Raw genomic sequence first — 24,249 nt, forward strand, 5'->3', positions numbered from 1 at the left:
CCCCGATCTACCGCGTCGCGCCCGGATGTGCACCCGGTAGAATCACCAAGGATACTGGCGATATCGCCAATAAAATTGGTAAATCATCTTCGTGCTCGACGAGGGTTCTCAGCTCTTTGGTACCTCAACTCGGACCGTGGTGCTCGTGGCCATCCGTCTGCTCGAAGGAACCTATCCCAGTGAGTTGGCGGCGCTGATTGGCGTACGCCTCTACACCGTCCAATCCATTCTGGTGTCGCTCGAACGGGAAGCAGTCATTGTCAGTCGGCTGCTGGGACGAACACGGATGGTTTCACTGAACCCCCGATACTTCGCGCATACCGAACTCAGTGCCCTGCTCTGGAAACTCGGGGAGCGCGACATGGACCTGCAGGCCAGGCTTGCCGCGCGGCGGCGCCGTCCCCGTCGTGCTGGCAAGCCGGGACTCTTGTGATCGGGCCCACTTCATCGCTGACGGATATTGTTTTCGCCGTGTGCACAGCACTGGACCGCAATGGATTCAATGCAGTGATCAAGAGCTGGAGCACTGTCCGTCGTGACGACGAGGTGCTGTACGTCTTGTCACCGACTGACTCATGCCGTGACCGGCTCGCTTCCTTCCTCTTCTGGAACGACTTCAGCGGCTTGGAGCAGGCCCTCGCTGTCTTCCATGCTCGAAGCAAGGAAGTGGACCTGAACCTCATCGAGGACTGGTGCCGACGAGAGCGTCACAGCCAGAAGTTCGGCCTGTTCGCATCACGCATTGGCGCCGCGAAGTAAGCGCGCAAAAAGCAGAAGGGCGCCGGACCGGAGTCCGACGCCCTTCAGGTTCTTCGTACTGGTGTGCCCAAGGGCGGAATCGAACCACCGACACGGGGATTTTCAGTCCCCTGCTCTACCGACTGAGCTACTTGGGCGAACCGCGCACCGCGAGCGGCAGCGCCGATTTACGGTCACTTGCCCGCGCCGTCAACCTCTTTCCGCCAACCCCTCCCCCTCGCCCGACACTCAGGCCGCCAGCCGGGGCGATTCGCTGTCCCAGGCCGTGCACCCCGCCGTCAGCCGCTGGCGCAGCTTCTGGCGCAGCCCCTGCTCGATCTGCCGGATGCGCACCGCCGTCACCCCGAAGCGCTTCGCCAGGAACTCCGCGCTCACCCCGTCCTCCGCCAGCATCCGCTCCTTCACCAGCGCCCGCTCCCTCGCGTCCAGCTCCGGCCACGCCTCCGCCACGCTCTGGTGCAGCTTCTCCGCCCAGGCCCCCCGGTCCGCCAGCTCCTCCGCCGAGTCGTCCTCCGACTCGAGCATGTCCAGCCGCGTCACATCCCCCTCCCACCCCAGCGGCGCGTTCAGCGACACGTCCTTCGCCAGGGCGTCCGTCCCCCGCGCCACCTCCTCCTCCCGCTTGCCCAGCGCCTCGGCCAGCCGCTTCGTCACTTCCGGGTGGCCCTCGCCCCACCGGGCCTCCAGCCGCGCACGCTCGCGCCGCAGCTGGAAGACGATCCACGGCGCGCGGCCCCCCGCCACACTCCAGGTGCGGGACACGTACGCCCGGATGCGCGCGCGGATCCACTGCTGCGCGTAGGCGCCGAACGGCACACCCCGCTCCTCGAACCGGCGCGCCGCCTCCACCAGGCCGACGTTGCCCTCCGCCATCAGCTCCTCCAGCGACAGGCCCGTCCAGCGGTACTTCCAGGCCAGCCGGCGGACCAGCTCCAGGTGCCCCCGCACCCGCATCTCCACTTCCGCGGAGTCCACCTCGGACTCGACAAACTCGACCGTGGACTCGCGCTCCTCGTAGATGGCTTCCATGACGCAACCTCCCCAATCAGTCCCCCGCGCATCCATCGCGCGGTGACGGGGGTAGAGATAAGCGGGAGCGACTCTTAAAAAAATGAGCTAGTTTGGATGAAACCCTTCGGTTAAACCTAAGTCATGGCGTGGCTCAACTACCACCATCTCCTGTATTTCTGGACGGTTGCGCGGGCGGGCAGCATCGCCAAGGCGAGCGAGGAGCTACACCTCGCGCAGCCCACCATCAGCGCGCAGATCAAGCTGCTGGAGGAGTCGCTGGGCCACCAGCTGTTCGAGCGCAAGGGCCGCAAGCTCGTCCTGTCCGACGTGGGCCGCACCGTCATGCGCTACGCGGATGAGATCTTCCGCCTGGGCAACGAGCTGAAGAACGTCGTCTCCGGCCTGCCCACCGGCCAGCAGCTGCGCCTCAACGTGGGCGTGCTCGACGTCATCCCCAAGCTCGTCGCCGAGCAGTTGCTCAAGCCCGCGCTGGACGCGGGCCCCTCGCTGCGCATCATCTGCCGCGAGAGCCCCCTGCCCCAATTGCTTGCACAGCTGGCGCTGCATGAGCTGGACGTGGTGCTCGCGGACGCGCCCGGCTCCGAGCCCGTCAGCGTCCGGTCCTTCAACCACCTGCTGGGCAAGTGCGGCGTGACGTTCTTCGCGGCCCAGCCGCTGGCGCACCTGCGCAAGGACTTCCCGCGCTCACTGGACGGCGCGCCCATGCTGCTGCCGTCGGAGGAGTCCTCGGTGCGCCGCTCGCTGGACCTGTGGTTCGAGCGGCTGGGCATCCGGCCCCTCATCGCGGGCGACTTCGACGACAGCGCGCTGCTCCAGGCCTTCGGACAGAAGGGGCACGGCATCTTCGCCATGCCCTCCATCATCGACGCGGAGGTGCAACGGCAGTTCAACGTCACCGCCATCGGGCACACCGACGAAATCGAGCAGTGCTTCTACGCCATCACCGTGGAGCGCCGCCTGCGCCACCCCGCCGTCGTCGCCATCGCCGAGGCCGCGCGCTCGCACATCTTCGGCGGCTGAGCCTCACTCCGCCGCCCGGAACACCTCCGCGCCCGCCACCACCGTGGCCAGCACGCGCGCGTGCACCAGCGCGGCCGCGGGCCCCTCCAGCGGATCCTCCGACAGCGCGACGAAGTCCGCGTCCAGGCCGGGCTTCAGCCTGCCGCGCCGCGCCTCCTCGAAGGACGCCCACGCGGGCCCCACCGTGAAGCCCTCCAGCGCTTCCGCCGCGCTCAGGCGCTCTTCCGGATACCAGCCACCCTCCGGCCAGCCCTTCGCGTCCTGCCGCGTGCGCGCCGCGTAGAGCCCCGCGAGCACGTCCGGGTTCTCGATGGGGAAGTCACTGCCCAGCGCGATGTGCGCGCCCGCGTCCTTCAGCGTGCGCCAGGCGTAGGCGCCCTTGAGCCGCTCGCGCCCCAGCCGCGTCTCCGCCCAGGGCATGTCGCTGGTCGCGTGCGTGGGCTGCACGCTGGCCACCAGCCCCGCCGCGCCCAGCCTCCGGATGTCCTCCAGCCGCAGAATCTGGGCGTGCTCCACGCGGTGGCGCAGGGCCTGCGTGCCCGTGCGCTCCGCGCCCTTGAGGAGCACGTCCACGACCAATGTATTGGCACGGTCTCCAATGGCGTGGATGCACACCTGGAAGCCCTTCGCCATGAAGGCCTGGGCGCGAGCCTCGAGTTCTTCCGGCGCCAGGAGCAGCAGGCCGCGCTGGCCGGGCTCGTCGCTGTAGTCCTCGTGGAGCGCCGCGCCCCGGCTTCCCAGCGCGCCGTCCGCGAGGAACTTCACCGAGCGCATCGCCAGGTGGCGCCCCTGCCACGGGCCCTGCTCCAGATAGGCGTGGCGCTGCTCACCCTGCCCCGCCGCCATCGCGTACACGCGCAGGGGCAGCGTCCCCGCCGCGTCCCACGCCTGCAACGTGCGGAAGGACTGCAGGTCCATGCCTGCGTCGTGCACGCCCGTGAGCCCGACCCGAGCGCACCGCTCCAGGGCGGCTCGCAGCCGCGTCTCCAGTTGCTCGCGCGTGGGCGCGGGGATGGCGGCCTCCACCACGTCCATCGCGTTGTCCACGAGGACGCCGGTGGGCTCGCCCTTCGCGTCCCGGAGGATGCGGCCGCCTTGCGGATCCGGCGTATCCCGCGTGATGCCCGCGCGGCGCAGCGCCTCGCCGTTCACCCAGGCCGCGTGGTGATCCACGCGCGTGAGGAACACCGGCGTCTTGGGGAAGCGCGCATCCAGTTCCGCGCGGCCGGGGAACGCGGCGCCGGGCCACTCGTTCTGGTCCCAGCCCTTTCCGAGCAACCAGTCCCCCTGGAAGCTCGACGCGGGCGCCTTCGCCAGCCGCTGGACCACGTCCTCCACCGAGGGCGCCTTCTCCAGGCGCACCGTGGTCAGGCTCTTGCCCAGACCATGGATGTGCGCGTGCGCGTCCACCAGGCCGGGCACCACCGTGGCCCGGCCCAGGTCCACCTCGCGCGCGCCAGGTCCCGCGGCGGCGCGCACTTCCGCGAGCGTGCCCACCGCGAGCACGCGCCCGTCACGCACCGCCAATGCTTCCGCGCGCGGACGCTCCGCATCGAGCGTCCACACGCGCTGCGCCCTGTAGATCGAGGTCTCCGCCGTCATGGCGCGGAAGACTACCCGCCACCTTCAGGGAAGCCACCGTCCACGCCGGGCGCCTGAATGGGGCCCGCGGGGCCGCCCTGCTCGTTGGGCACGTTCTGGATGGGCTCGCGGGCCGTGTCCGGACCCTGGATGGGCCGCTGGTCCTCCGCCCCAGGAGGCTGGGTGGTCTTGCAGGCCACCGCTCCAACAGCGGACAGGCCCAGAGCAGCGATGATCAGCACGGCACGGCGCATGAAACCTCCTGGGAGAAAATCGAGAGGCCGACACTAGGGAGGTGCGTCGTCCTCCAACAACGCGCATCCCCTGCAACGTCCAAGATTGGATGCACGCGCAGGACACCGGCCCCTTCCTGCCCGCATGCCCTCCAGCCCCCCGGCTTCACGCGCCGGTCATCCCGAGGCGCAGTGCACATCGTTGTCCGAGTGCGTGTGCGCGAGGGGCGCGCACCGGGGGCGACATGCGGGAACACGTCGACAGGAGGCGCTTGCGCCGTCACGTCCTGTGGGGCTGGCTCCTGGCGTTGCTCTTCACGGGCCTCGTCGCTCCGGCGGCTCCCGCGTCGCCTGCCTTCGTCGCGCGATGCGAACTGGAGGGCGTGGTGGATGCCGGGTCGGGTGCCTACCTCGCGGACTGCGTGAAGCGCGCGGAGGACGGTGGGGCCACGGCGCTGCTCGTGCGGTTGGACACGCCGGGCGGCTCGCTGGAGGCCACCCGCGCCGTGGTGCGAGCGTTCCTGGGCTCGCGCGTTCCCGTGCTCGTGTGGGTGGGGCCTTCCGGCGCGCGGGCAGGCAGCGCGGGCGTGTTCATCTCGCTGGCCTCGAACGTCAGCGCCATGGCGCCGGGGACGAACATCGGCGCGGCGCACCCCGTGGGGCTGGGGGGCGAGGACGTGGAAGAGAGCGGCGGCGAGCAGCTTGCCCGGAAGGTGGAGAACGACACCGTCGCCTTCGCGGAGGGCATCGCACGGCAGCGGGGCCGCAATCCGGAGTGGGCCGCGTCCGCCGTGCGCGACAGCGCCAGCGTCCCCGCGGACCGCGCCGTGGAGCTTCGCGTGGTGGAGCTCGTCGCTCCCACCGAGACCGCGTTCCTCGATGCCGTGGATGGCCGCCGCGTGGAGGTGGCCGGGGGTGACACCGTGACGCTCGCCACCCGCGATGCGCACGTGGTGTCCCTGGAGCCGGGGCTGTCACAGCAGGTGGTGCATGCGCTGGCGCAGCCCTCCCTCATCTACCTGCTGTTCCTCACCGCGGCGCTGGGCCTGGTGGTGGAGCTGTCCCATCCGGGCGCGGTGGCGCCGGGGCTCATCGGCTGTGTGGCGCTGGTGCTGGCGTTGATGGCGTCCGCGACGCTGCCGGTGCGCACGGGCGCGCTGGTGTTGATGCTCGTGGGCGTGGGGCTCATCCTCGCGGAGCTGTTCGTCACCAGTGGCCTGCTGGGAGCCTCGGGCACGGGCCTGTTGATACTGGGTGGCGTGTTCCTGGTGGACCGCTTCGAGCCGGGCTGGTTCGTGGAGCCGTCCTTCCGCCTGTCGTGGGGCGTGCTGCTGCCGACGGCGCTCGTGTTCGCGGGGACCGCGGCCTTCATCGCGTACCGCAGCGCCCAGACGCGCAAGCTGCCACAGCGGGGCGGCGACGCGGGGCTCGTCGGCGAGGCGGGCACGGCGCTGGGCCCCGTCACCCCTTCGGGCGGCGAGGTGTTCGTCCACGGCGAGCGCTGGCGCGCCGTCTCCTTCACTCCCATCCGCGAAGGCGCGCAGGTCGTGGTGCGCGCCGTGGAAGGGCTCACCCTCACCGTCGCGGAGTCGATGCCATGAACGAGCTGTTCGGAGCCCTGGGGCTGCTCATCCCCGTGGGGCTGCTGTTCCTCCTCTTCATCTCCGGCGTGCGCATCGTCACCGAGTACCAGAACGGCGTCGTGTTCCGGCTGGGCCGCTACGTGGGCCTCAAGCGCGCGGGCTTCCGCTGGCTCATCCCCTTCATCGAGCGCATGGTGATCATCGACCTGCGCACCGTCGCGCGCGACGTGCCTCCGCAGGACGTCATCACCAAGGACAACGTCAGCGTGAAGGTCAACGCCGTCGTCTACTTCCGCGTCATCCAGGCGGACAAGGCCGTGCTCCAGGTGGAGGACTACCTCTACGCCACCAGCCAGATTGCCCAGACCACGCTGCGCGCCATCCTGGGCCAGGTGGAGCTGGACGAGCTGCTGTCCCAGCGCGAGCGCATCAACCACGAGCTGCAACAGGTGCTCGACGCGCGCACCGACCCGTGGGGCGTGAAGGTGTCCAACGTGGAGGTGAAGCACATCGACCTGCCGCTGGAGATGCAGCGGGCCATCGCGCGGCAGGCCGAGGCCGAGCGCGAGCGCCGCGCGAAGATCATCGCCGCGGAGGGCGAGCACCAGGCCGCGGAGAAGCTGTCCCAGGCCGCGGACGTGCTCAGCCGCAACCCCGCCACGCTCCAGCTGCGCTACCTGCAGACGCTGGTGGAGATCACCGGCGGTGGCAACCACACCATCCTGCCCATCCCCCTGGAGCTGCTGCGCGCGTTCGGCGCCATCCCCGCGCGGCCCTCACGGCCGGAGGAGACGCGCGAGGAGGAGGACGAGGACGCGTCCCACGGCCTGTCCTGAAACGACGAAGGCCCACCCGCGCGATGCACGGATGAGCCTTCGGGGTGAGACGAAGCGACGGCGGGATTACAGCTGGCCGCTGTCCTCGATCTTCACGGGCTGGCGCGTCGCGCCGGACTGGCTGCCCACGGCCTCGATCTTCTTCACCACGTCCATGCCCTCGACGACCTTGCCGAAGACGACGTGCTTGCCGTCCAGCCACGGGGTGGAGACGGTGGTGAGGAAGAACTGCGAGCCGTTGGTGTTGGGGCCGGCGTTCGCCATGGAGAGGAAGCCCGGGGCGGTGTGCTTGTGCTTGAAGTTCTCGTCCGCGAACTTCTCACCGTAGATGGACTCGCCGCCGTAGCCGTTGCCGAGCGTGATGTCGCCGCCCTGGCACATGAACTGCGGGATGACGCGGTGGAACGGCGTGCCCTTGAAGTGCAGCGGCTTGCCACTCTTGCCGGTGCCCTTCTCACCCGTGCACAGGGCGCGGAAGTTCTCGGCGGTCTTGGGAACGTCGTCGGAGAACAGCTCCATCACGATGCGGCCGGCGGGCTGGCCACCAATCGACATGTCGAAGAAGACCTTGGCGTTTGCCATGTTCACGTGCTCCACGGTGAGGGTTGGGCGGGACGTACCAGACCCGCGCGTCTCGGAGGCACCCGCTAGCACCTTCGCGTGCGCTGCGGAACAAATTCAGGGCGCCGGTGGCTCGCCCGGCCGCCCGTCGCGGAAGAGCTCCGCGCCCTCCAGCGTGATGGCCCGGCGGCTCAGCCGCAGCGACGCCAGGGCCAGCACCGCCGTGGACCCCAGGAGCCCCACGCCCAGGGAGAAGGACACCACCGGCAATCCCTCCGGCACCGCGACGCTGCGGCGCAGCAGGTACAAGAGCGACGTCACCACGAAGGACAACAGCGCCGCGTAGGTGAAGCCGATGGCCCGGGCGAGGATGGCGTGGCGGCGGTCCATGATGGCCACCTCCTCGCGAAGCAGCGAGCGGCGCGCGTGGCCCTCCGGCAGCGTGCGCCATTCCCGGACCATGTCCCGCATGCGCGCGGTGATGCGCGAGATCTGATTGTCCAGGCCGGTGGCCAGGATGCCGCACCCGGACACCATCACCGCGGGCGTCACCGCCGTGCCGATGAGCTGGATGGACGAGGGGTCCAGGCCTTCCACGCCGACGTTCATGCCCCCTTCTGTCCCACCGCCCGCCCGGCCGCCACCTCCGGAGTATCCCGACACCCCCACTGACGAATTACCACCGACGTCTTGACACAACGACTGTCACAACCTACTGTCAGGTTCGTGAGCACGCCCAAGACACAGACGGAGTGGAAGCTGACCGCGCTGGCGGAGGAGGTGGGCGTCTCGCCTCGCACGGTCCGCTATTACGTCCAGCGGGGCCTCCTGCCCGCGCCGCCCTTCAAGGGGCCGGACACGGTCTACGGAGAGGAGCACCGGGTGCGGCTCAAGGCCATCCGGGTGCTCCAGGCGAGATTCCTGCCGCTGGACGCCATCCAGGCGGAGCTGTTGCGGCTGTCGCCGGAGGAGCTGCGCCGGCTGGCGGAGACGCCGGTGGGCCCGGGGACGCTGCCGGAGGAGCCGGTCCGGATGCCTCCGAAGCGGCCGGGAAAAGACCCGACGGTGGAGGTGGCGCGTTACCAGCGCTGGCTCCTGGCGCCGGGGTTGGAATTGCACGTGTCGGAGCAGGCGGAAGCGAAGGTCCGGGCGCTGGCGGAGCGGGTGCGCGCCCTCATCGAGGAGTCCCAGGAAGGAACGCCGTCATGAACGAGCAGGCGAAGTGTGGGCTGTTCACGCGTGAGGGGGCCCAGGTGCCCCTGCAGGGAGTTGAGGTCTCCGGTGAGCTGCTCGGGGGGCACGCGCGGGTGCGCGTGGCGCAGCGCTACCGCAACGACGAGAAGACGCCGGTGGAGGCCGTCTACACCTTCCCCCTGCCCTCCGACGCGACGCTCAGCGCCTTCTCCATGACGTGCGCGGGCCGCCGCGTGGCCGGCGTGGTGAAGGAGCGCGAGGCCGCCTTCCGCGCCTACGACGACGCCATCACGGAAGGCCACGGCGCGGCGCTCCTGGACCAGGAGCGCGCCAACGTCTTCACCGCGCAGGTGGGCAACCTGCTGCCGGGTGAGGAGACGCTGGTGGAGGTGGAGTTCCTCCAGACGCTCACCTCCGAGGAGGGCAGCGTGCGCTGGATGCTGCCCACGCTGGTGGCGCCCCGGTACATCCCCGGCCCGGTGCACGGCGACCGCACGGGCCACGGCAGCGCGGCCCCGACGACGCGGGTGCCGGACGCGGACCGCATCTCTCCGCCGCAGGGCCCGGTGGACTACGGCCTGCGCATGGACCTGCTCATCGACGTGGGCCGTGACGTGGTGGTGGAGAGCCCGTCCCACCGGCTCACCGTCACGAAGGAGGGCGCGCGCACGCGGGTGAGCCTCCAGCGCGACTCGCTGTTCAAGAGCCTGGCGGGCGACGAGGTGGAGCTGAACCGGGACGTGGTGCTCACGCTGCGCAACGCCAACCCGGACGTGATGCTCACGCCCGTCGTCACCCACCGCAAGGCGGAAGGGCCGGGCACGTTCGCGCTCACGGTGGTGCCGGACCTGCTGAACCTGGCGGCGGCGCCGCCCCGGCAGGAGGTGGTGTTCGTGGTGGACACGTCCGGCTCCATGGCCGGGGACAGCCTGCCCCAGGCCCAGGCCGCGCTCCGGCTGTGCCTGCGCCACCTGCGCGAGGGGGACCGCTTCAACGTCATCGCGTTCGAGAACTCCTTCCGTTCGTTCTCCGCGCAGACGGTGCCGTTCACCCAGCGCACGCTGGAGCAGGCGGACGCGTGGGTGGCGGGGCTGAAGGCCTACGGCGGCACGGAGCTCTTGGAGCCCATGGTCACCGCGATGAAGGCCGCGCCGGACGGCGTGGTGGTGCTGCTGACGGACGGCCAGGTGGGCAACGAGGAGGAGATCCTCAACGCGGTGCTCGCGGCGCGGGGGACGGGGCGGGTGTTCTCGTTCGGCATCGGAACCAACGTGAGCGATGCGCTGTTGCGCGACCTGGCGCGGCGCACGGACGGCGCGGTGGAGTTCATCCACCCCGGGGAGCGCATCGACGAGAAGGTGGTGGCGCAGTTCTCGCGGGCGCTCGCGCCGCGCGTCACCGACCTGGAGGTGCGCTTCGACGGTGTGGAGGCCAGCGAGCTGGCTCCGGCCACGCTGCCGCCGCTGGTGGACGGCACGCCGTGGACGCTCTTCGGGCGCTATGCGCAGGCGGGCACGGGCAGCGTGACGCTGAAGGGGAAGTCGGGCCGGGAGCCCTTCTCCCTCACGGTGCGGCTGGACCTGCCCGCGCTGTCGGACCGGCCGGTGGTGGAGAAGTTGTGGGCCGCCGAGCGCATCCGGGGCTGGATGGACGCGGGGCTGGTGGGCCGGCGCGCGGAGGCGATGAAGGAGCGCATCGTGCGGCTCGCCGTCGAGCACCAGCTGGCCACGCAGTACACGTCCTTCGTGGTGGTGGAGGAGCGCCAGGGCGACCGTCGCGCGTCGGGCACTCCGGAGACGCGCGTGGTGCCGGTGAACGCGCCCGCGGGCTGGAGCATGTTCAGCGATGCCCCGGGGGACGCGGACGACGAGGCGGAGGGCATGCTCGTGCAGGCTCGCCCTGGAGCGCGGATGCCCATGGAGAAGATGAAGCGGATGGCCTCGAAGCCGGTGTCCGCGGGGGCGCCAGCCCGTTCCCGGGGCGGCGCGGTGCCTCCGCCTCCTCCCGCGAGCATGTCCGTGCCCGCGCCCGCCCCCGCGCTGGCGCCGGAGCCCCCCACCGGCTCTTCCTTCCAGGTGGGGTCCGCACAGGGTGCCGGGGCCATGGGGCCGGGTGCCGCATCCAAGGAGCGCAGGGAGCAGGAGCCCGCGAAGAAGGCGAAGGGCGGTCTCTTCGACCGGCTGATGTCCGCCTCGTCGAAGCTGCTCACGGCCCCCGAGCTGGAGGGGCGGCCCTCCTCCCAGGCCGTGCCGAGCCCGCGGAAGGACAAGGCGGAGGCGTTCTACGAGCAGGAGGAGGCCGTACTGCCGTTCGTCGCGGAGGCGCCCATCGCCGCCGAGGACGTGGGCGTCCTGCTGGGCCAGCAGCTCGCGAACGGGCTGTGGGCCGGCGCGGGTGAAGGGCCGGAGCCGGTGCGCCAGGCCCGCGCCACCGCGCGGGTGCTGCTGGTGCTCCTGCGCGAGGGCATCACCAGCAGCCATCCGCTGCACGGCGCGCAGGTGAAGAAGGCCGTGGACGCGCTGCTCGCGCTGGCCGCGCAGCTCACCCAGGCGCCGGACGTGGCGGAGCTGGCGCTGGGCGTCGCGTGGCTGGTGGCGGCGGGACCGCGCACCCGGGGCCGCATCGAGCAGGCCGCGAAGCCCCTCCCCGGCCTGGACGGGCGGCTGGGGGACTCGGCCGCGCTCCGGCAGCACATGGAGACGCTGCTGGCGACCCGGTAGGCCGCCGCATGGCGTCACCCGGGCCCCGTGCCTCCTTTCGGGGAGGACCGGGGTCCCGGGTCTCCCGTCTTTTCACGGGGGTCGACTAGGGTTGCGCCCGCATGCTCCTCGCGCCCTTCGTCCTGGCTGTTCTCATTGCCGCACAGCCCGGTCCCGCCCCTGGCTCCGCTCCCCCCACGCCTCCGGATGTCGTATCCGCGCCGCCGCTGGTGGCGAGTGACGAGGCCTGCGCCGCCGAGTCCGACTACGCGGCGGGCTTCGACGCGCTGGTGCGTGGCGAGGACGCGCGGGCGCTGGAGTCGCTGGAGCGGGTGCTGCTGGTGTGTCCCCGCCATCCGTACGCGCCGGAGCTGGCGCGGCTGGCGCGGACGCGGCTGGAGCCCGGCGCTCGGCTGGCGCAGGACACGCTGGCGCGGCCGGTGGAGTCTTCCGTGGAGGTCCCGTCGAAGGGAGCTCGGGCGTCGCTGACCATCGTGCAGACGCTGCACGGCATCACGCAGGGCATCCTGCTGTGTGAAATCTCCAACTGCCAGGACACGCGCGCGTACGTGGCGGTGTCGCTGCTGGGCGGCGGCGCGGGGGCGGCCCTCTCCCTGCTCGCCACGCGGAGCGGGCTGACGCAGGGGCAGGCGGCGGCCATCAACTCCGGCACGGTGTGGGGCTTCGGGTATGGCCTCGCGTCCATTGGCTCGCTCGACCTGGACGGCGATGCGTCCACCGGGGCGGTGATGGCGGGGGCGCTGGGCTTCACGGGGCTGGGCATCCTGGTGGCGGAGCTGGCGCGGCCCACCGCCGGTCAGGTGTCGCTGGCGAACTCCGGCGGCCTGTGGTCGGGCGTGGTGGCGGGGCTCATCCTGGGCACGCAGGACAACGGCGACACGCGCGCGTTCTTCGGCATCGAGCAGGGCGTGGTGGGCGCGGGGCTGATCACCTTCGCGCTGGTGTCGCGCAACCTGGACATCTCCCGGGGCCGGGTGCTGCTCATCGACGCGGGCGGCCTGCTGGGCGGGCTGGTGGGGCTGAGCGCTCTGTTCCTCGCGTTCGACGACGACCACGGGGACGCCCTGCTGGTGGGCACCGCCGTGGGCGTGGTGGCCGGCCTGGGGACCGCGACCGTCCTCACGCGCGACTTCGACGGGCCCGATGATGCCCCGGCCGTCTCCGTCGTCCCGGCGACGATGGGACGCCACGGCGGCATGGGCCTGGCGGTGCTGGGCCAGTTCTAGCCTTAAGCTGCCCGCATCGTTCCGCCGTCCCGGAGCCGCCCATGCCCGTCGAGTCCCAGGCCCTGACCCTCTTGCGTGACGAGCACGCGCTGCGTGTGCGGCAGGTGAAGGAGTGGGGCGAAATCCTCACCGGCTTCGAGGGCCGCAACCGCTACGAGGTGGTGGGCAACGACGGAGGCCCGCTCTTCTTCGCGGGCGAGGTGGGCAGCGGCGTGGGGCTGTTCCTCCTGCGCAGCTTCCTCAAGGCGAAGCGGCCCTTCACCATGGAGCTCAAGTCCGCGAGCGGGCAGACGCTGCTGCGGCTGCGCCGCCCGTGGCGCTTCTGGCTGTCACGGATGGAGGTGGAGGACGGCGAAGGGCGGCACCTGGGCGCCATCCAGCAGCGCTTTCGCTTCTTCACCCGCGCCTACGAAGTGTTGGGGCCCCGCGACGAGGAGCTGGCCCTGCTGAGCGGGCCGTTCTTCCGGCCGTGGACGTTCAACGTGGAGCAGCAGGGCCGCGAGGTGGGCACCATCGCGAAGCGGTGGAGCGGATTCGGCAAGGAGATGTTCACGGACGCCGACAACTTCGGCGTCCGGTTCGACGGCCTGCACGACCCGCACGTGCGGACGTTGGTGCTGGCCGCGACGTTCCTCATCGACTTCGTGCACTTCGAGAACCGTCGCGGCAGTGAGTGACGGCTAGGAGTGCCGGCGCAGCGTGGGCACGCGCGGCTGGCCCTGTTCGTCACGCGGGAGTCCGTCGAACGCCGGCTCCCCGGACGGCGTACCGGGGCGCCAGCGCTGGACCTCGCGCACCATGAAGAAGGCCGCGGCGGACAGCACGCCCAGGTCGTCCAGCCAGCCGACCACCGGGATGAAGTCCGGGATCGCGTCCACGGGCGACACGAAGTACAGGACGGCCAGCAGCCCGGCCAGCTTGCGCCACGTCGCGACCTTGGGGTCACGGACGTAGTGGAAGAAGCGGGTTCCCATTCCTCGAAGGCCTGCGATGTTCATACCGCTCCTTACGCATGGGGGACGCGGGTGATTGCATCATCCGTGCCCGGTGCTCGCACGCCTGGTGCCCTAGCGGGCCGGTCCGGATGTCTCCTCCAGCACGTCCGCGCGGCCCGCGACCTCCAGGCGGGCGCGGCCGCCCTCGCGAAACGGGGCGGAGGGGGCGGTGCGCACCACCAGCGCCATGCCCGCGCAGGACACGGTGAGGTCCACGTGCGCGCCACGGAAGGCGCGCTCCAGCACCTCCGCGCGCAGCGCTCCGCCCACCGCGACGCCATCCGTGTCGGGCACGAGCCGCAGCGCCTCCGGGCGCAGGGAGAGCATCACCTCGCCGCGCGCATCGGAGTTCAACGGCAGGTTGCCCAGGGCCGTGCGCGCGACGCGGCCGAAGGCGGAGCCGGGCAGCAGGTTGGTGCCGCCCAGGAAGTACGCGGCGAAGGCGCTGCGCGGTGATTCGTAGACGGACTCGGGCGTGCCCTGCTGTTCCACCGTGCCGGCGCGCAGCAGCACCAGCCGGTCCGCGAAGGCCAGCGCGTCCGCCACGTCGTGCGTGGCGAAGAGCACGGCGCTGCCTCGCGCCTTGAGCACCCGGCGCAGCTCCCCGAGGATGGTCGCGCGCAGGCCCGCGTCGATTCCGGCGAAGGGCTCATCCAGCACCAGCAGCTTCGTGCCGGAGGCCAGCGCGCGGGCCAGCAGCACGCGCTGCCGCTGTCCCCGGGAGAGCGTGCCGCAGGTGCGTGACTCCAGGTCTTCCAGCTGGAACAGCGCCAGCAGGCCGCGTGCGTGCGCCAGGCCTTCGCCCTTGGGCTGCACGCTCAGCACCACGTCGCGCACGGTGAGGCCGGACTCGAGCTCGGCGTCGTGGAGGACGCGGCGCAGGGGGCGCTGCTCCGGGGGCACGAACGTGTCCGGTCCGGCGACGACGCGGCCATCCAGGGTGATGGTGCCGGACGTCGGCTGCTCCAGGCCCGCCACCAGCCGCAAGAGCGCGGTCTTCCCGGAGCCGGAGGTGCCCATCAGCGCCACCGCGTCCCCTGGCTCCAGCGCCAGCGACACGTCCCGCACCGCCGGGGCGGCAGCGCCGAGGAACTTCAGGGTGAGGGCATCGAGCGAGAGGAAGGCCATGACGCAGGCACACTACGGTGCGGCACCGGCCGGGCCAAGCACCGGCGCCCGTGGCTGGGCACTGCCGGACGCCCGGCGGACGCAGCCTCACCGGTCCCGCGCAGGCAGCGGAAATCGCGGGGAGCCGCTGCCCGCGCCTGAACGGACGCGTTACGAACAGCTGCTCTCCCAGCCGGGACAGCCACACAAGCACAGCTCATGGCGTGCCCAGCACGCCTGCTCTTCGGCGAGGTTGCCAGCGGCCGCGTTGAGGCAGGTGATGTTTCGCTGGATGCAGTTCTGCGAGCAGCGGTCGCCTTGCGCAGTGACGTCCGAAGACTCACCGGCCACCGGCTGGGCCTCATCCCCGACGGTTCCACCACAGCCTGACAACACGCCAACGAGCATCATTCCGGCAATGATTGCCACTCGCATTCAATCCCTCCGGGTCCAGCGAGTTGGACTGCCTTGCAAGTCTACCATTGCCGTGGTCCGCTCTTCCCCTCTTTCCGGGAGTCCCCATGTCGCGCCTGCTCATCGCTTGTGCCGTCCTGCTGGGAGCCACGTCCTTCGCCCAGGCCCCCGCCGCCCCTCCGTCGCCGCCCAAGGCCGCGACCGCTCCGGCGGCTCCCGCCGCTCCGGCGAAGCCCAACCCGCTGAAGGCCGCCGCGGAGCGCACCCAGGCCGCGCTCGCGCAGGTGCCCAAGGCGAAGCCCGAGGACGTGAAGTCCCAGGACGCCATCCTCAAGGCCCTCTACGACGTCATCAGCGGACCGGCGGGGACGCCTCGCGACTGGCAGCGCTTCCGCTCCCTCTTCTACCCGGGCGCCCAGCTCATCCCGCTGGTGAAGCCCCCGGGCGCCACCACGGTCGCCGCCCGCCCCATCACCCCGGAGGACTACGTGACGTGGGGCCAGGAGAGCACCGCGACGCATGGCTTCTTCGAGAAGGAGACCGCGCGTCAGACGCACGCCTTCGGCGCGCTGGTGCAGGTCATGAGCACCTATGAGGCGCGCGGAACGCAGGATGGGCCGCTCATCGCCAAGGGCGTCAACAGCATCCAGCTCTTCAACGACGGCCAGCGCTGGTGGGTCATGAACATCTTCTGGATCGACGAGAACACCGCCGGCCTCAAGGTGCCCAAGGACCTGACCCAGAAGTAGTCCTCGCGCACAAACGAAGAGGGCCGGGTCACCGACCCGGCCCTCCCGTGTTTCAACCTACGGCCCCGACTCAGCCTTCCGAGCCGGGCTCGCCTTCCGCATCCGCAGCACCCTCGGAGCCAGCCTCGTCCGCCGGAGCCTCGGAAGCAGGCGACTCCGCGCCCTCGGCGCTGGCCCCCTCCACCGGCGACGTGGCCTCCGTCTCCTCCTCGGACTCCTCGCCCTCGGGGAGCTTGGAGATGGCCATGACCTTCTCCTCGCCGTTCTCCAGCGCGATGAGGCGCACGCCCTGCGTGTTGCGGCCGATGACGGAGATCTCCTTCACCTTCATGCGGATGAGCATGCCGCCGTTGGTGACGAGCATCACCTCGTCGCTGTCCTTCACCTGCACCACGCCCACCACGCGGCCGTTCCGCTCGGTGGTCTTGATGTCGATGATGCCCTTGCCGCCACGGCCCTGCTGCCGGTACTCGCCGCCCTGCGTGCGCTTGCCGTAGCCGTTCTCCGTCACGGTGAGGATGGCGCTGCCCTGCTCCGCCGTCTCCTGGCCCTCCTCCGGCTCCTTGTCCAGGAGGTCCGCGCCCACCACCTCGTCGCCGTCCTCCAGCGTGATGCCCTTCACGCCGTAGGCCTGACGGCCCATGGAGCGCACGTCCTCTTCCTTGAAGCGGATGCTCATGCCCGTGGCCGTGGACAGGAGGATGTCCTTGGTGCCGTCGGTGATCATCACGCCCACCAGCTCGTCGCCCTCGTCGATGCCCAGCGCGATGATGCCGCTGGCGCGGACGCTCTCGAACGCGCTCAGGTCCGTGCGCTTCACCACGCCCTTCTTCGTGACGAAGAAGACGTAGCGGTTCTCCGGGAAGTCGCGCGTGACCAGCACCTGCGCCAGCCGCTCCCCTTCCCCGAACTGCACCAGGTTCACGATGGCCTTGCCGCGCGACGTGCGGCTGCCCTGCGGAATCTGGTGCACCTTCAGCGAGTACAGCTTGCCCTTGGTGGTGATGGGCATGAGGTACGCGTGCGTGCTGGCCACGAACACCTTGGTGACGAAGTCGTCCTCCTTCGTCCCCGCGCCCGTCTTGCCGCGCCCGCCGCGCTTCTGCGCGCGGTACTCCGACAGGGGCGAGCGCTTCACGTAGCCCGTGTGCGACAGCGTGACCACCATCGTCTCCTCGGCGATGAGGTCCTCGCTGGTGAGGTCATCCACCGCGCCGGTGATCTCCGTGCGGCGCTTGTCACCGTAGCGCTCACGGATCTCCATCAGCTCCGCCTTGATGACGGAGAGCAGGCTCTGCTCGTTGGCGAGGATGTCGCGCAGGCGCGCGATGTCGCGCACGAGGCCGATGAGTTCCTTGAAGAGCTCCTCGCGCTGCAGGCCGGTGAGGCGCTGCAGGCGCATCTCCAGGATGTTCTGCGCCTGGTCCTCGCTGAAGCCCGCGCCCTCGTACTTGTGCTCCAGGCCGCCGTAGGCCGGCTCCTCGTTGCGCGCGCGGCTGACCAGGAGCTCCATCTGCGCCTTGGCCTTCGCGTAGTCGATGCGCTCCAGGTTCTGGAAGCGCTCGCGCGTGTACAGCTCCGGCGACAGGATGTGCATGAGGCCCCAGCGCGCTTCATCCGGGTCGCGCGACGCGCGGATGAGGCTGACCACCAGGTCGATGAGGTCCTGCGCGACGAGCAGGCCTTCCACGATGTGCATGCGCGAGAGCGCCTTGCGCAGTTCGTAGCGCGAGCGGCGCGTCACCACGTCACGGCGGTGGGCGACGAAGCGGTCCAGCAGCTCCTTCAGGTTGAGCGTGCGCGGCTGCCCGCCGTCGATGGCCAGCATCACCGCGCCGAACGTCGTCTCCATCTGCGTCATGGAGAAGAGGTTGTTGAGCACCACCTGGGAGATGGCGTCGCGCTTCAGCTCGATGACGATGCGCATGCCCTGACGGTCGCTCTCGTCACGGATGTCGCTGATGCCCTCCAGCTTCTTCTCCCGCACCAGCTCGGCGATCTTCTCGATGAGCCGGGCCTTGTTCACCTGGTAGGGGATCTCCGTGACGATGATGGCCTCACGGTCGCCCTTCTTGTTCTGTTCAATCTCCGTGCGCGCACGGATGGTCATGGACCCACGGCCCGTCTCGTAGGCGCGGCGGATGCCCTCGCGGCCGGTGATGATGGCGGCGGTGGGGAAGTCCGGCCCCTCGATGAACTCCATCAGGTCCAGGACGGTGCAGCCCGGATTGTCGATGAGGTGCAGCGTGCCGCTGATGACCTCCGTCATGTTGTGCGGCGGGATGTTGGTGGTCATGCCCACCGCGATGCCGCTGCTGCCGTTGACGAGGAGGTTGGGGAACTTGGCCGGCAGGACGAGCGGCTCTTCCAGCGAGTCGTCGTAGTTGGGACCGAACTCGACGGTCTCCTTGTCGATGTCGGCGAGCAGGTCCTCCGCCAGCCGCTCCATGCGCACTTCCGTGTAACGCATGGCCGCCGGCGAGTCGCCGTCCACCGAGCCGAAGTTGCCCTGGCCGTCCACCAGCAGGTAGCGGAGGCTCCACTCCTGGGCCAGGCGCACCATGGCGTCGTACACGGACGAGTCGCCGTGCGGGTGGTACTTACCGATGACGTCACCCACCACGCGCGCGCTCTTCTTGTAGGCGCGGTTGTGGAGGTTGCCCAGGTCGTTCATCGCGAAGAGGACGCGGCGGTGGACGGGCTTCAGGCCGTCGCGCACGTCCGGCAGCGCGCGGCCGATGATGACGGACATCGAGTAGTCGAGATACGAGCGGCGCATCTCGTCTTCGATGTTGATGGGAATGAGCTCTCCGGCGCCGCTCGACGGAGGAGGCGCGGGGGGCGTTGCCGGCGTGTCGGTGGTGTCGTCAGCCATGGGCTCTGGAAGGTGCGGACGGGCCCCTCACGTGGGGGGCTCCGCCCGATGGGAGAGTGTTCGTAACCCCCGGATTTCCCTCAGTCAATAAGGGAAACAGGGGCATTTCGCCACGGCTGCCCGCCCGCCCGGTTCCAGGGGTCGGAAGAGGCCTTTCCGGGGCACCCGGATGGAACATCCGGGAGGTGCGTTTTCAGCCCGTTTTCAGGCCTTCGGGCGGAGGTTCGCGGCCAGCCGTTCGGCCTCCGCGCCCACGCCGCCCTCGGGGTCCTTCGCCTTCGCGGTTTCGAACGCGGCGAGCGCCCCTTCGCGGTCCCCGCGGAGCCGCAGCGCCACGCCCACGTTGAGGTGCGCGGAGGCGTTGTCGCGGTCCATGGCGAGCGCCTCGCGGAACAGCGTGAGCGCCTGGTCCACGTCACCCGACAGGAGCGCCTCGCGGCCCGCCTGGACGCGCTTGTCGGCGTCGTTGACCAGCTCCACCTCGAACACGCTCTTGCCCACGACGTTGGCCACGAGCACGCGCAGGATGCCGCCCCAGTAGAACGACAGGCCCTCCGCGGCGACGACGGCGGCCAGGGGCAGGTCGGGCAGCAGCTGCTTGCCCCGGAACTTGAAGCGGACCTTGGTGTAGCGGCCCTTGTTGGTCCAGTGGACCAGCTCTCCGCGGAGCTTCTTGAAGCCGGCCTCCAGTTGGGCCGGGTCGATTTCGAAGGGCAGCACGCGGCCCTGCGGCTCGCCCGCGGGCAGGCTCTTGGGGGCGGCCTCCTCGAAGACGGGCTCGGCCTCCAGCACGGGGGGCCTGGGGGACGACGTGGAGGCGCGGCGGGGCTCCACCTTCTCCACATTCGCCTTCACCGGCCGGGCCGGAGCCTTCGCGGGCGCGGCGGAGCGCGCGGGCTGCTTCTTCACCTTCGCCGGGGACTTGCGGGGTGCCGTCTTTGCCATGGGGCCACTCTAAGCGACCCACTCCCCCGCCGCTCGTGAAGTCGTGCGAAGACGCGGCGCTCAGACGGGGCCTGGCCGGTGGCCCCAGGCGCCCACCATGAGGCTGGGCACCAGCACGCCGTCGTTGGCGCGCAGCTCGGCGGCGAGGCGGGCGGCCAGCGTGTCGATGTCCACCTCCATGGCCAGCGCCACGCCCAGCCGCTCCATGTGGGGCAGGAGCGTGCGCACCGTCTCCACCAGGGCCTGCGCGGCGTCCGAGTCCGGCGTCACGCCCAGCCGCCCGCTCACCACGCCGTCATCCACCACCAGCCCGGCCCGGCGCAGCGTGGAGGCCAGCTCCAGGCCCATGTGGAGCTTGATGCCCAGGCGCTCACAGGTGGGCAGCATCCAGCCCCAGACGCGGGAGAACAGCGGCAGCTTCGGGTGTGTCAGGCCCATGGCCGCCAGCTCCAGCTCATGCAGCGCCATCACGCCTCCGGGGCGCAGGTGCTCCGCCATGCGCCGCACGAACGACAGGGGGTCCGGCTGGTACATCAGCACCAGCCGGCAGACGATGGCGTCGAAGGCGCCTTCGACGGGCAGGGACTCCAGGCTGCTCTGCCGGAAGCGCACCTGGGAGAGGCCCTGCGCCTCGGCGCGGCGCTGGGCGCAGGCGAGGACACGGGGCTCGCGGTCCACGCCCACCACCTCGCCCTTGGGGCCCACCAGCGCCGCGGCGAGGAAGGACACGTCCCCCACGCCGCAGCCCACGTCCAGCACCCGCATGCCGGGCTTGAGCCCCGCCCCGCGCAGCACGCCTTCGGTGAGCGGGGCGTACACCTTCGCCTGGAGCATCAAGCGCTGCAGCTCCCGGTCCTCGTGGCCCATGACGTAGTTCGCGGCGGCTTGGGTTTCCTCAACGCGCATGGACGGCCTCGGGGTTGGAGACAGCGCGCACGGTCGCAAGCCCTGGCGGCCTTCGCGCCCTCCCGGCGGTCCCGTCGCAATGACAGACAGCCATCCGCGCCCGCGACCCGGGGGCAGGGCCGCGTCCCGCGCCGGACAGTCCCACCTCCCGGCCACAGCGCTTGATTCCGGGACTACCCGGTGAAGCGGCCGCGCGGTGCACCGCGTGTGGGTTGTCGCGCGGCGTGGCCGTGAAACAATCCGCGCGCTCTCCCACCCGAAGGAACGCCCTTCCCATGACGACGCGCGTCCGGCCCGTGCTCCTCTCCGCCCTGCTGTTTGCCTCTTCCGCCCATGCGGCCCCCGCCGTGCCCGCCGCGGAGGGCGCGTGGCCTCGCGTGCGCAAGGAGCGGCTCCAGAAGCTGCTGCCCCAGGCCATGGCCCGCGCGGGCGTGGATGCGTGGGTGGTGCTGTGCCGCGAGAACGACAACGACCCGCTCGCCGCCCATGTCGGCGGGGAGAACGCGGGCGGCACCGCCGCGTTCCTGTTCCTGCGCGACGGCGACTCGCTGCGCTCCACCGCCCTCTCCCCCGAAGGTGAAGCCACCGCCCTCCGCGACATGGCCGTGGTGGACGAGGTGGTGGCCTTCGAGCGTGGCGCGGACGTGAACGCGCTCGTCGCCGCGCGGCTGTCCAAGGCGAAGGTGACGAAGGTGGCCATCAACTCGTCGGAGCGGATGTCCATCGCGGACGGGATGTCCGCCACGCAGCGCGCGAAGCTGGAGGCGGCGCTGTCCCCCGCGCTGCGCAAGAAGCTGGTGTCCTCCGAGGACCTCGTCTCCGAGTGGCTGTCCGTGAAGACGCCCGAGGAGGTGGACATCATGCGCAAGGCCGCGGACATCACCGCGAAGCTGGAGGAGGAGGCGTACCGCACGGTGGTGCCGGGCAAGACGCGCGACTCGGACGTGGCTCGCTTCCTCAAGAAGCGCATCGCGGAGCTGGGCGTGGGCGACGGGTGGCAGCCGGACCAGAACCCCAACGTGAACAGCGGCCCCACGCGCGGACACTCGAACGCCACCGACCGCGTCATCCGGCCGGGGGACTTCATCCAGACGGACTTCGGCATCCGCGTGGGCGGCACCTGGGTGACGGACATCCAGCGCTTCGCCTACGTGCTGGCCCCGGGTGAGAAGCAGCCGCCCGCGGAGGCGCTGGCGAAGTGGGAGAAGTCGAAGAAGGGCAGCCGCATCGCGCTCGCGGCGATGAAGCCCGGCGTGCGCGGCTACGACGTGGACAAGGCCCAGCGCGACTGGATGCGCGAAGCGGGCTCCGAGCCCGTGATGTGGGGCACCGGACATCCCGTGGGCTACTGGGCCCACGACGCCGGCCCGGCCCTGTCCGGCGCGGCGTCCGGCAAGCCGCCCACCGGCTCCGCGCTGCGCAAGCTCCAGCCCGGCCAGGTGTTCGCCTTCGACGGCTTCTTCGCGTGGAAGGACGGCAGCAGCCCAGACGCGCTGCGCATCCTGTCCGTGGAGGAGATGGCCGTCGTCACCGACACCGGCGCCGAGTACCTCAACCCACCCCAGGAGCAGCTCATCCTCATCCCGTCCCCGGCCACGGCCGCGACGCCCGCGAAGCCCTGAACGCTCTCCGCGCCCACACCCTCCGACGTGGGTGAACCCCACCCCGGAAACCCGGCCGGAGGGTGTGACGCGCGGACGCGCGGGCTCGGATACACTCGGCGGAATCGCCGCGCCGGTCAGGCGCTGGAGGACGCGCCCATGTCTACCGTGCTGGTCATCGACGATGACCTCTTCGTGCTCGCGACCGTGGGGGATGTCCTGCGGAGCGCGGGCTTCACGGTGCTCACGGTGCAGTCCCCCGCCGAGGCCTTCCACCTGGACCTCTCCGGCGTCGCGGCCATCCTGTGCGACTACAACATGCCGGAGATGAACGGCTCGGACGTGCTCGTCGCCATGCGCGAGCTGCAGGAGTGCCGCGCGCCGTTCATCTTCCTCACCGGCCACTCGGAGCTGGATGACCTGCTGCCCGTGGCCATTCGCTACGGCGCGGAGCTGCTGCCCAAGCCGGTGGACCCTTCCGAGCTGACGCGGCTGTTGAGCAAGCAGATCGCCGCCTGAGCCCCAGCGGCGCGCGGACGCTCAGCCCAGCTCGGTGAGCAGGGCCTGCGCGTGCTCGCGCCACTCGGGCTCCAGCGAGGGCTCGCGCAGCAGCGTCGTCAGCCGCGCCTTCGCGGCGTCCCGCGCGCCCATGCGGGCCTCCACGCGGGCCAGGGACAGCACGGGCTCCGGCTGGCGGGGCGCGCGGCGGTGGGCCTCCGCCAGGAACTCCCGCGCGGGGGCAGCGGCCTCCGGGGGCCCGGACTCCACCTGACGCAGGAGCAGCAGGCCCAGGCGCCACGCGGGCATCCAGTCGTCCGGGGACAGCCGCACGGCCTCGTGCCACGCGGCGAGCGCGCGCTCCACGTCCGGGGGCTCCTGCGACTCGAAGACGAGCGCCTCCGCGGAGCGGCTGAGGCCGGTGGACAGGCCTCGCGCCTCCAGTTGATGACACAGCTCCAGGGCCTCCAGGAAGCGCCGCTCCGTCACGCGCAGGCGGGCCAGGTGCCCCAGCGCCGCCACGCCCTCGGGCTCCACGCGCACGCGCGCCTCCGCCGCGGACACGGCGCCGCGCACGTTGCCGCGCGCGAGCCGCACGTCCGACAGCGCCTTGAGCAGGCCCACGTCGTCCGGCACCGCCTTCTGGCCCTGGCGCAGCAGGTCCTCCGCCGCCTCCAGCTCCCCGCCCGCCTCCAGCGCGCGTGCGAACACGAGGTAGCTGGGCGCGTGCCATGGGTCCAGGCGCAGGGACTGCTCCAGGTGCGAGAAGGCCTCCTCCAGCCGGTCGAGCAGGAACAGGGCGCGCGCGAGCTGGAAGTGGTGCAACGCCACGCGCGGCTCGCGCGCCACGGCCTGGGCCAGCGCGGGGTGCGCGGCGGTCGCGTCCCCCTGCTCCATCCACACGTACCCCAGGCCGAAGAAGGCCTCGGTGGGCGCCTCGGGCTCGTGCGTGAGCGCTTCGTATAGGGCCAGGGCCTGGGGCCACTCGCCGCGCCGCGTGTGCAGCGCCGCGCTCACCAGCCGGGACTCGGGGCGAGCAGCCGCGCCGACCCGGGTGACCGCCCGCAGCAGGGACTCCGCGAGCGCGTCCTCTCCGTCCACCAGGGCCAGCCGCGCCAGCATGAGCATCGCGCGCCAGTCGGAGGCATCGCGCTCCTGTGCCAGCAGGGCCTCGCGACGGGCTCCCTCCAGGTCACCCGCCTTGAACAGCGTTTCATGGCGTGGAACAGGATTCAGGACGGACACTCCCCTTGGAAGATGCTCAACCCCACCGGGCGATGCATACGAGGCCCCTTCACGTCGTGCGGCGCCACCCCCGGGCCCTGCGTGGTCATCAGACTAGCAGACAGGCGGGCAGCCCTCCTCCCGCGCTCCTGGTTCCGCCCGCCGGAGCGCCCTTGCCCGGACCCGGGAG

23 protein-coding genes and 1 tRNA gene are annotated in these 24,249 nt (G+C 71.0%); 12 read left to right on the forward strand and 12 right to left on the reverse strand.

Annotation, left to right across the window (positions count from 1 at the left end; all coding sequences use genetic code 11):
* Window positions 1–91 precede the first annotated feature (91 nt).
* Window positions 92–433 (forward strand): hypothetical protein, encoded by a 342-nt coding sequence (locus tag JYK02_RS18555; protein WP_207052812.1) that lies wholly within the window; start codon window positions 92–94, stop codon window positions 431–433.
* Between the two features lie 74 nt (window positions 434–507).
* Complete coding sequence (locus tag JYK02_RS18560) at window positions 508–759, forward strand: hypothetical protein (protein ID WP_207052814.1); 252 nt, start codon at window positions 508–510, stop codon at window positions 757–759.
* A 64-nt stretch (window positions 760–823) separates the two neighbouring features.
* On the opposite strand, the gene JYK02_RS18565 is transcribed toward JYK02_RS18560, so the two are convergent.
* Window positions 824–896 (reverse strand) — tRNA-Phe (locus tag JYK02_RS18565).
* Window positions 897–987: 91 nt separating this feature from the next.
* Entirely contained in the window at window positions 988–1,788 is an 801-nt protein-coding gene (locus JYK02_RS18570; protein WP_207052816.1) for a sigma-70 family RNA polymerase sigma factor, read from the reverse strand.
* A gap of 123 nt (window positions 1,789–1,911) precedes the next feature.
* Here JYK02_RS18570 and nhaR point away from each other — a divergent pair, with 123 nt between their 5' ends.
* The gene (nhaR, locus tag JYK02_RS18575; protein WP_014393518.1) at window positions 1,912–2,811 is read left to right on the forward strand and encodes a transcriptional activator NhaR; all 900 of its coding nucleotides are present in this window, start codon (window positions 1,912–1,914) and stop codon (window positions 2,809–2,811) included.
* Window positions 2,812–2,814: 3 nt separating this feature from the next.
* On the opposite strand, the gene JYK02_RS18580 is transcribed toward nhaR, so the two are convergent.
* Window positions 2,815–4,413, reverse strand: a complete 1,599-nt coding sequence (locus JYK02_RS18580) for an amidohydrolase (RefSeq protein ID WP_207052818.1) — start codon at window positions 4,411–4,413, stop codon at window positions 2,815–2,817.
* A gap of 11 nt (window positions 4,414–4,424) precedes the next feature.
* The gene (locus tag JYK02_RS18585; protein WP_207052819.1) at window positions 4,425–4,646 is read right to left on the reverse strand and encodes a hypothetical protein; all 222 of its coding nucleotides are present in this window, start codon (window positions 4,644–4,646) and stop codon (window positions 4,425–4,427) included.
* A 224-nt stretch (window positions 4,647–4,870) separates the two neighbouring features.
* Here JYK02_RS18585 and JYK02_RS18590 point away from each other — a divergent pair, with 224 nt between their 5' ends.
* Both JYK02_RS18590 and JYK02_RS18595 read left to right on the forward strand, forming a co-directional pair.
* Window positions 4,871–6,226, forward strand: coding sequence for an NfeD family protein (locus JYK02_RS18590; RefSeq protein ID WP_207052820.1), 1,356 nt, complete (start codon window positions 4,871–4,873; stop codon window positions 6,224–6,226).
* A complete protein-coding gene (locus tag JYK02_RS18595) occupies window positions 6,223–7,044 on the forward strand; it encodes a slipin family protein (RefSeq protein WP_207052821.1) in 822 nt (273 codons plus the stop codon). Before JYK02_RS18590 ends, JYK02_RS18595 begins: the two co-directional genes overlap by 4 nt.
* A 66-nt stretch (window positions 7,045–7,110) precedes the next feature.
* Here the strand turns inward: JYK02_RS18595 and JYK02_RS18600 are convergent, their stop codons facing one another.
* Window positions 7,111–7,626, reverse strand: coding sequence for a peptidylprolyl isomerase (locus JYK02_RS18600; protein ID WP_207052822.1), 516 nt, complete (start codon window positions 7,624–7,626; stop codon window positions 7,111–7,113).
* A gap of 96 nt (window positions 7,627–7,722) precedes the next feature.
* On the reverse strand, window positions 7,723–8,214 hold the full coding sequence (locus JYK02_RS18605; protein WP_207052823.1) for a DUF2721 domain-containing protein: 492 nt from the start codon (window positions 8,212–8,214) through the stop codon (window positions 7,723–7,725).
* A gap of 117 nt (window positions 8,215–8,331) precedes the next feature.
* Between JYK02_RS18605 and JYK02_RS18610 the strand changes: the two genes are divergently transcribed.
* From JYK02_RS18610 to JYK02_RS18625, 4 genes are all read left to right on the forward strand, one after another.
* The gene (locus tag JYK02_RS18610) at window positions 8,332–8,814 is read left to right on the forward strand and encodes a MerR family transcriptional regulator (RefSeq protein WP_207052824.1); all 483 of its coding nucleotides are present in this window, start codon (window positions 8,332–8,334) and stop codon (window positions 8,812–8,814) included.
* Window positions 8,811–11,519 carry a VIT domain-containing protein gene (locus JYK02_RS18615; RefSeq protein ID WP_207052825.1) on the forward strand — a complete coding sequence of 903 codons (2,709 nt, stop codon included), beginning with the start codon at window positions 8,811–8,813 and terminating at the stop codon, window positions 11,517–11,519. The genes JYK02_RS18610 and JYK02_RS18615 overlap by 4 nt, the downstream gene beginning before the upstream one ends.
* 101 nt (window positions 11,520–11,620) lie before the next feature.
* A complete protein-coding gene (locus JYK02_RS18620; RefSeq protein ID WP_207052827.1) occupies window positions 11,621–12,745 on the forward strand; it encodes a hypothetical protein in 1,125 nt (374 codons plus the stop codon).
* A gap of 41 nt (window positions 12,746–12,786) precedes the next feature.
* Complete coding sequence (locus tag JYK02_RS18625; protein ID WP_207052829.1) at window positions 12,787–13,422, forward strand: phospholipid scramblase-related protein; 636 nt, start codon at window positions 12,787–12,789, stop codon at window positions 13,420–13,422.
* 3 nt (window positions 13,423–13,425) lie between these two features.
* Here the strand turns inward: JYK02_RS18625 and JYK02_RS18630 are convergent, their stop codons facing one another.
* The gene (locus JYK02_RS18630) at window positions 13,426–13,719 is read right to left on the reverse strand and encodes a YkvA family protein (protein ID WP_207052831.1); all 294 of its coding nucleotides are present in this window, start codon (window positions 13,717–13,719) and stop codon (window positions 13,426–13,428) included.
* A 93-nt stretch (window positions 13,720–13,812) separates the two neighbouring features.
* On the reverse strand, window positions 13,813–14,868 hold the full coding sequence (locus JYK02_RS18635) for an ABC transporter ATP-binding protein (RefSeq protein ID WP_207052833.1): 1,056 nt from the start codon (window positions 14,866–14,868) through the stop codon (window positions 13,813–13,815).
* Between the two features lie 500 nt (window positions 14,869–15,368).
* Here JYK02_RS18635 and JYK02_RS18640 point away from each other — a divergent pair, with 500 nt between their 5' ends.
* Window positions 15,369–16,010 (forward strand): nuclear transport factor 2 family protein, encoded by a 642-nt coding sequence (locus JYK02_RS18640; protein WP_207052835.1) that lies wholly within the window; start codon window positions 15,369–15,371, stop codon window positions 16,008–16,010.
* 70 nt (window positions 16,011–16,080) lie between these two features.
* Here the strand turns inward: JYK02_RS18640 and gyrA are convergent, their stop codons facing one another.
* From gyrA to JYK02_RS18655, 3 genes are all read right to left on the reverse strand, one after another.
* Window positions 16,081–18,885, reverse strand: coding sequence for a DNA gyrase subunit A (gene gyrA / locus JYK02_RS18645; RefSeq protein WP_207052837.1), 2,805 nt, complete (start codon window positions 18,883–18,885; stop codon window positions 16,081–16,083).
* Between the two features lie 204 nt (window positions 18,886–19,089).
* Window positions 19,090–19,830, reverse strand: coding sequence for a tetratricopeptide repeat protein (locus tag JYK02_RS18650; RefSeq protein WP_207052839.1), 741 nt, complete (start codon window positions 19,828–19,830; stop codon window positions 19,090–19,092).
* A 60-nt stretch (window positions 19,831–19,890) separates the two neighbouring features.
* Window positions 19,891–20,736, reverse strand: coding sequence for a class I SAM-dependent methyltransferase (locus tag JYK02_RS18655; protein ID WP_207052841.1), 846 nt, complete (start codon window positions 20,734–20,736; stop codon window positions 19,891–19,893).
* A 275-nt stretch (window positions 20,737–21,011) separates the two neighbouring features.
* Between JYK02_RS18655 and JYK02_RS18660 the strand changes: the two genes are divergently transcribed.
* Both JYK02_RS18660 and JYK02_RS18665 read left to right on the forward strand, forming a co-directional pair.
* A complete protein-coding gene (locus JYK02_RS18660) occupies window positions 21,012–22,358 on the forward strand; it encodes a M24 family metallopeptidase (RefSeq protein ID WP_207052843.1) in 1,347 nt (448 codons plus the stop codon).
* Window positions 22,359–22,496: 138 nt separating this feature from the next.
* Window positions 22,497–22,856, forward strand: a complete 360-nt coding sequence (locus tag JYK02_RS18665; RefSeq protein ID WP_207052844.1) for a response regulator — start codon at window positions 22,497–22,499, stop codon at window positions 22,854–22,856.
* 21 nt (window positions 22,857–22,877) lie between these two features.
* Here the strand turns inward: JYK02_RS18665 and JYK02_RS18670 are convergent, their stop codons facing one another.
* Window positions 22,878–24,080, reverse strand: coding sequence for a tetratricopeptide repeat protein (locus tag JYK02_RS18670; protein ID WP_347402522.1), 1,203 nt, complete (start codon window positions 24,078–24,080; stop codon window positions 22,878–22,880).
* Between the last annotated feature and the right edge of the window lie 169 nt (window positions 24,081–24,249).

The organism is Corallococcus macrosporus, from assembly GCF_017302985.1.
Classification (GTDB): domain Bacteria; phylum Myxococcota; class Myxococcia; order Myxococcales; family Myxococcaceae; genus Corallococcus; species Corallococcus macrosporus_A.

Excerpts from the sequence above, each read along its gene's own strand:
- JYK02_RS18570 (WP_207052816.1), bottom strand. The coding sequence starts at position 1,788 with ATGGAAGCCATCTACGAGGAGCGCGAGTCCACGGTCGAGTTTGTCGAG.
- nhaR (WP_014393518.1), top strand. The coding sequence starts at position 1,912 with ATGGCGTGGCTCAACTACCACCATCTCCTGTATTTCTGGACGGTTGCG.
- JYK02_RS18580 (WP_207052818.1), bottom strand. The coding sequence starts at position 4,413 with ATGACGGCGGAGACCTCGATCTACAGGGCGCAGCGCGTGTGGACGCTC.
- JYK02_RS18585 (WP_207052819.1), bottom strand. The coding sequence starts at position 4,646 with ATGCGCCGTGCCGTGCTGATCATCGCTGCTCTGGGCCTGTCCGCTGTT.
- JYK02_RS18590 (WP_207052820.1), top strand. The coding sequence starts at position 4,871 with ATGCGGGAACACGTCGACAGGAGGCGCTTGCGCCGTCACGTCCTGTGG.
- JYK02_RS18595 (WP_207052821.1), top strand. The coding sequence starts at position 6,223 with ATGAACGAGCTGTTCGGAGCCCTGGGGCTGCTCATCCCCGTGGGGCTG.
- JYK02_RS18600 (WP_207052822.1), bottom strand. The coding sequence starts at position 7,626 with ATGGCAAACGCCAAGGTCTTCTTCGACATGTCGATTGGTGGCCAGCCC.
- JYK02_RS18605 (WP_207052823.1), bottom strand. The coding sequence starts at position 8,214 with ATGAACGTCGGCGTGGAAGGCCTGGACCCCTCGTCCATCCAGCTCATC.
- JYK02_RS18615 (WP_207052825.1), top strand. The coding sequence starts at position 8,811 with ATGAACGAGCAGGCGAAGTGTGGGCTGTTCACGCGTGAGGGGGCCCAG.
- JYK02_RS18620 (WP_207052827.1), top strand. The coding sequence starts at position 11,621 with ATGCTCCTCGCGCCCTTCGTCCTGGCTGTTCTCATTGCCGCACAGCCC.
- JYK02_RS18625 (WP_207052829.1), top strand. The coding sequence starts at position 12,787 with ATGCCCGTCGAGTCCCAGGCCCTGACCCTCTTGCGTGACGAGCACGCG.
- JYK02_RS18630 (WP_207052831.1), bottom strand. The coding sequence starts at position 13,719 with ATGGGAACCCGCTTCTTCCACTACGTCCGTGACCCCAAGGTCGCGACG.
- JYK02_RS18635 (WP_207052833.1), bottom strand. The coding sequence starts at position 14,868 with ATGGCCTTCCTCTCGCTCGATGCCCTCACCCTGAAGTTCCTCGGCGCT.
- JYK02_RS18640 (WP_207052835.1), top strand. The coding sequence starts at position 15,369 with ATGTCGCGCCTGCTCATCGCTTGTGCCGTCCTGCTGGGAGCCACGTCC.
- gyrA (WP_207052837.1), bottom strand. The coding sequence starts at position 18,885 with ATGGCTGACGACACCACCGACACGCCGGCAACGCCCCCCGCGCCTCCT.
- JYK02_RS18650 (WP_207052839.1), bottom strand. The coding sequence starts at position 19,830 with ATGGCAAAGACGGCACCCCGCAAGTCCCCGGCGAAGGTGAAGAAGCAG.
- JYK02_RS18655 (WP_207052841.1), bottom strand. The coding sequence starts at position 20,736 with ATGCGCGTTGAGGAAACCCAAGCCGCCGCGAACTACGTCATGGGCCAC.
- JYK02_RS18660 (WP_207052843.1), top strand. The coding sequence starts at position 21,012 with ATGACGACGCGCGTCCGGCCCGTGCTCCTCTCCGCCCTGCTGTTTGCC.
- JYK02_RS18665 (WP_207052844.1), top strand. The coding sequence starts at position 22,497 with ATGTCTACCGTGCTGGTCATCGACGATGACCTCTTCGTGCTCGCGACC.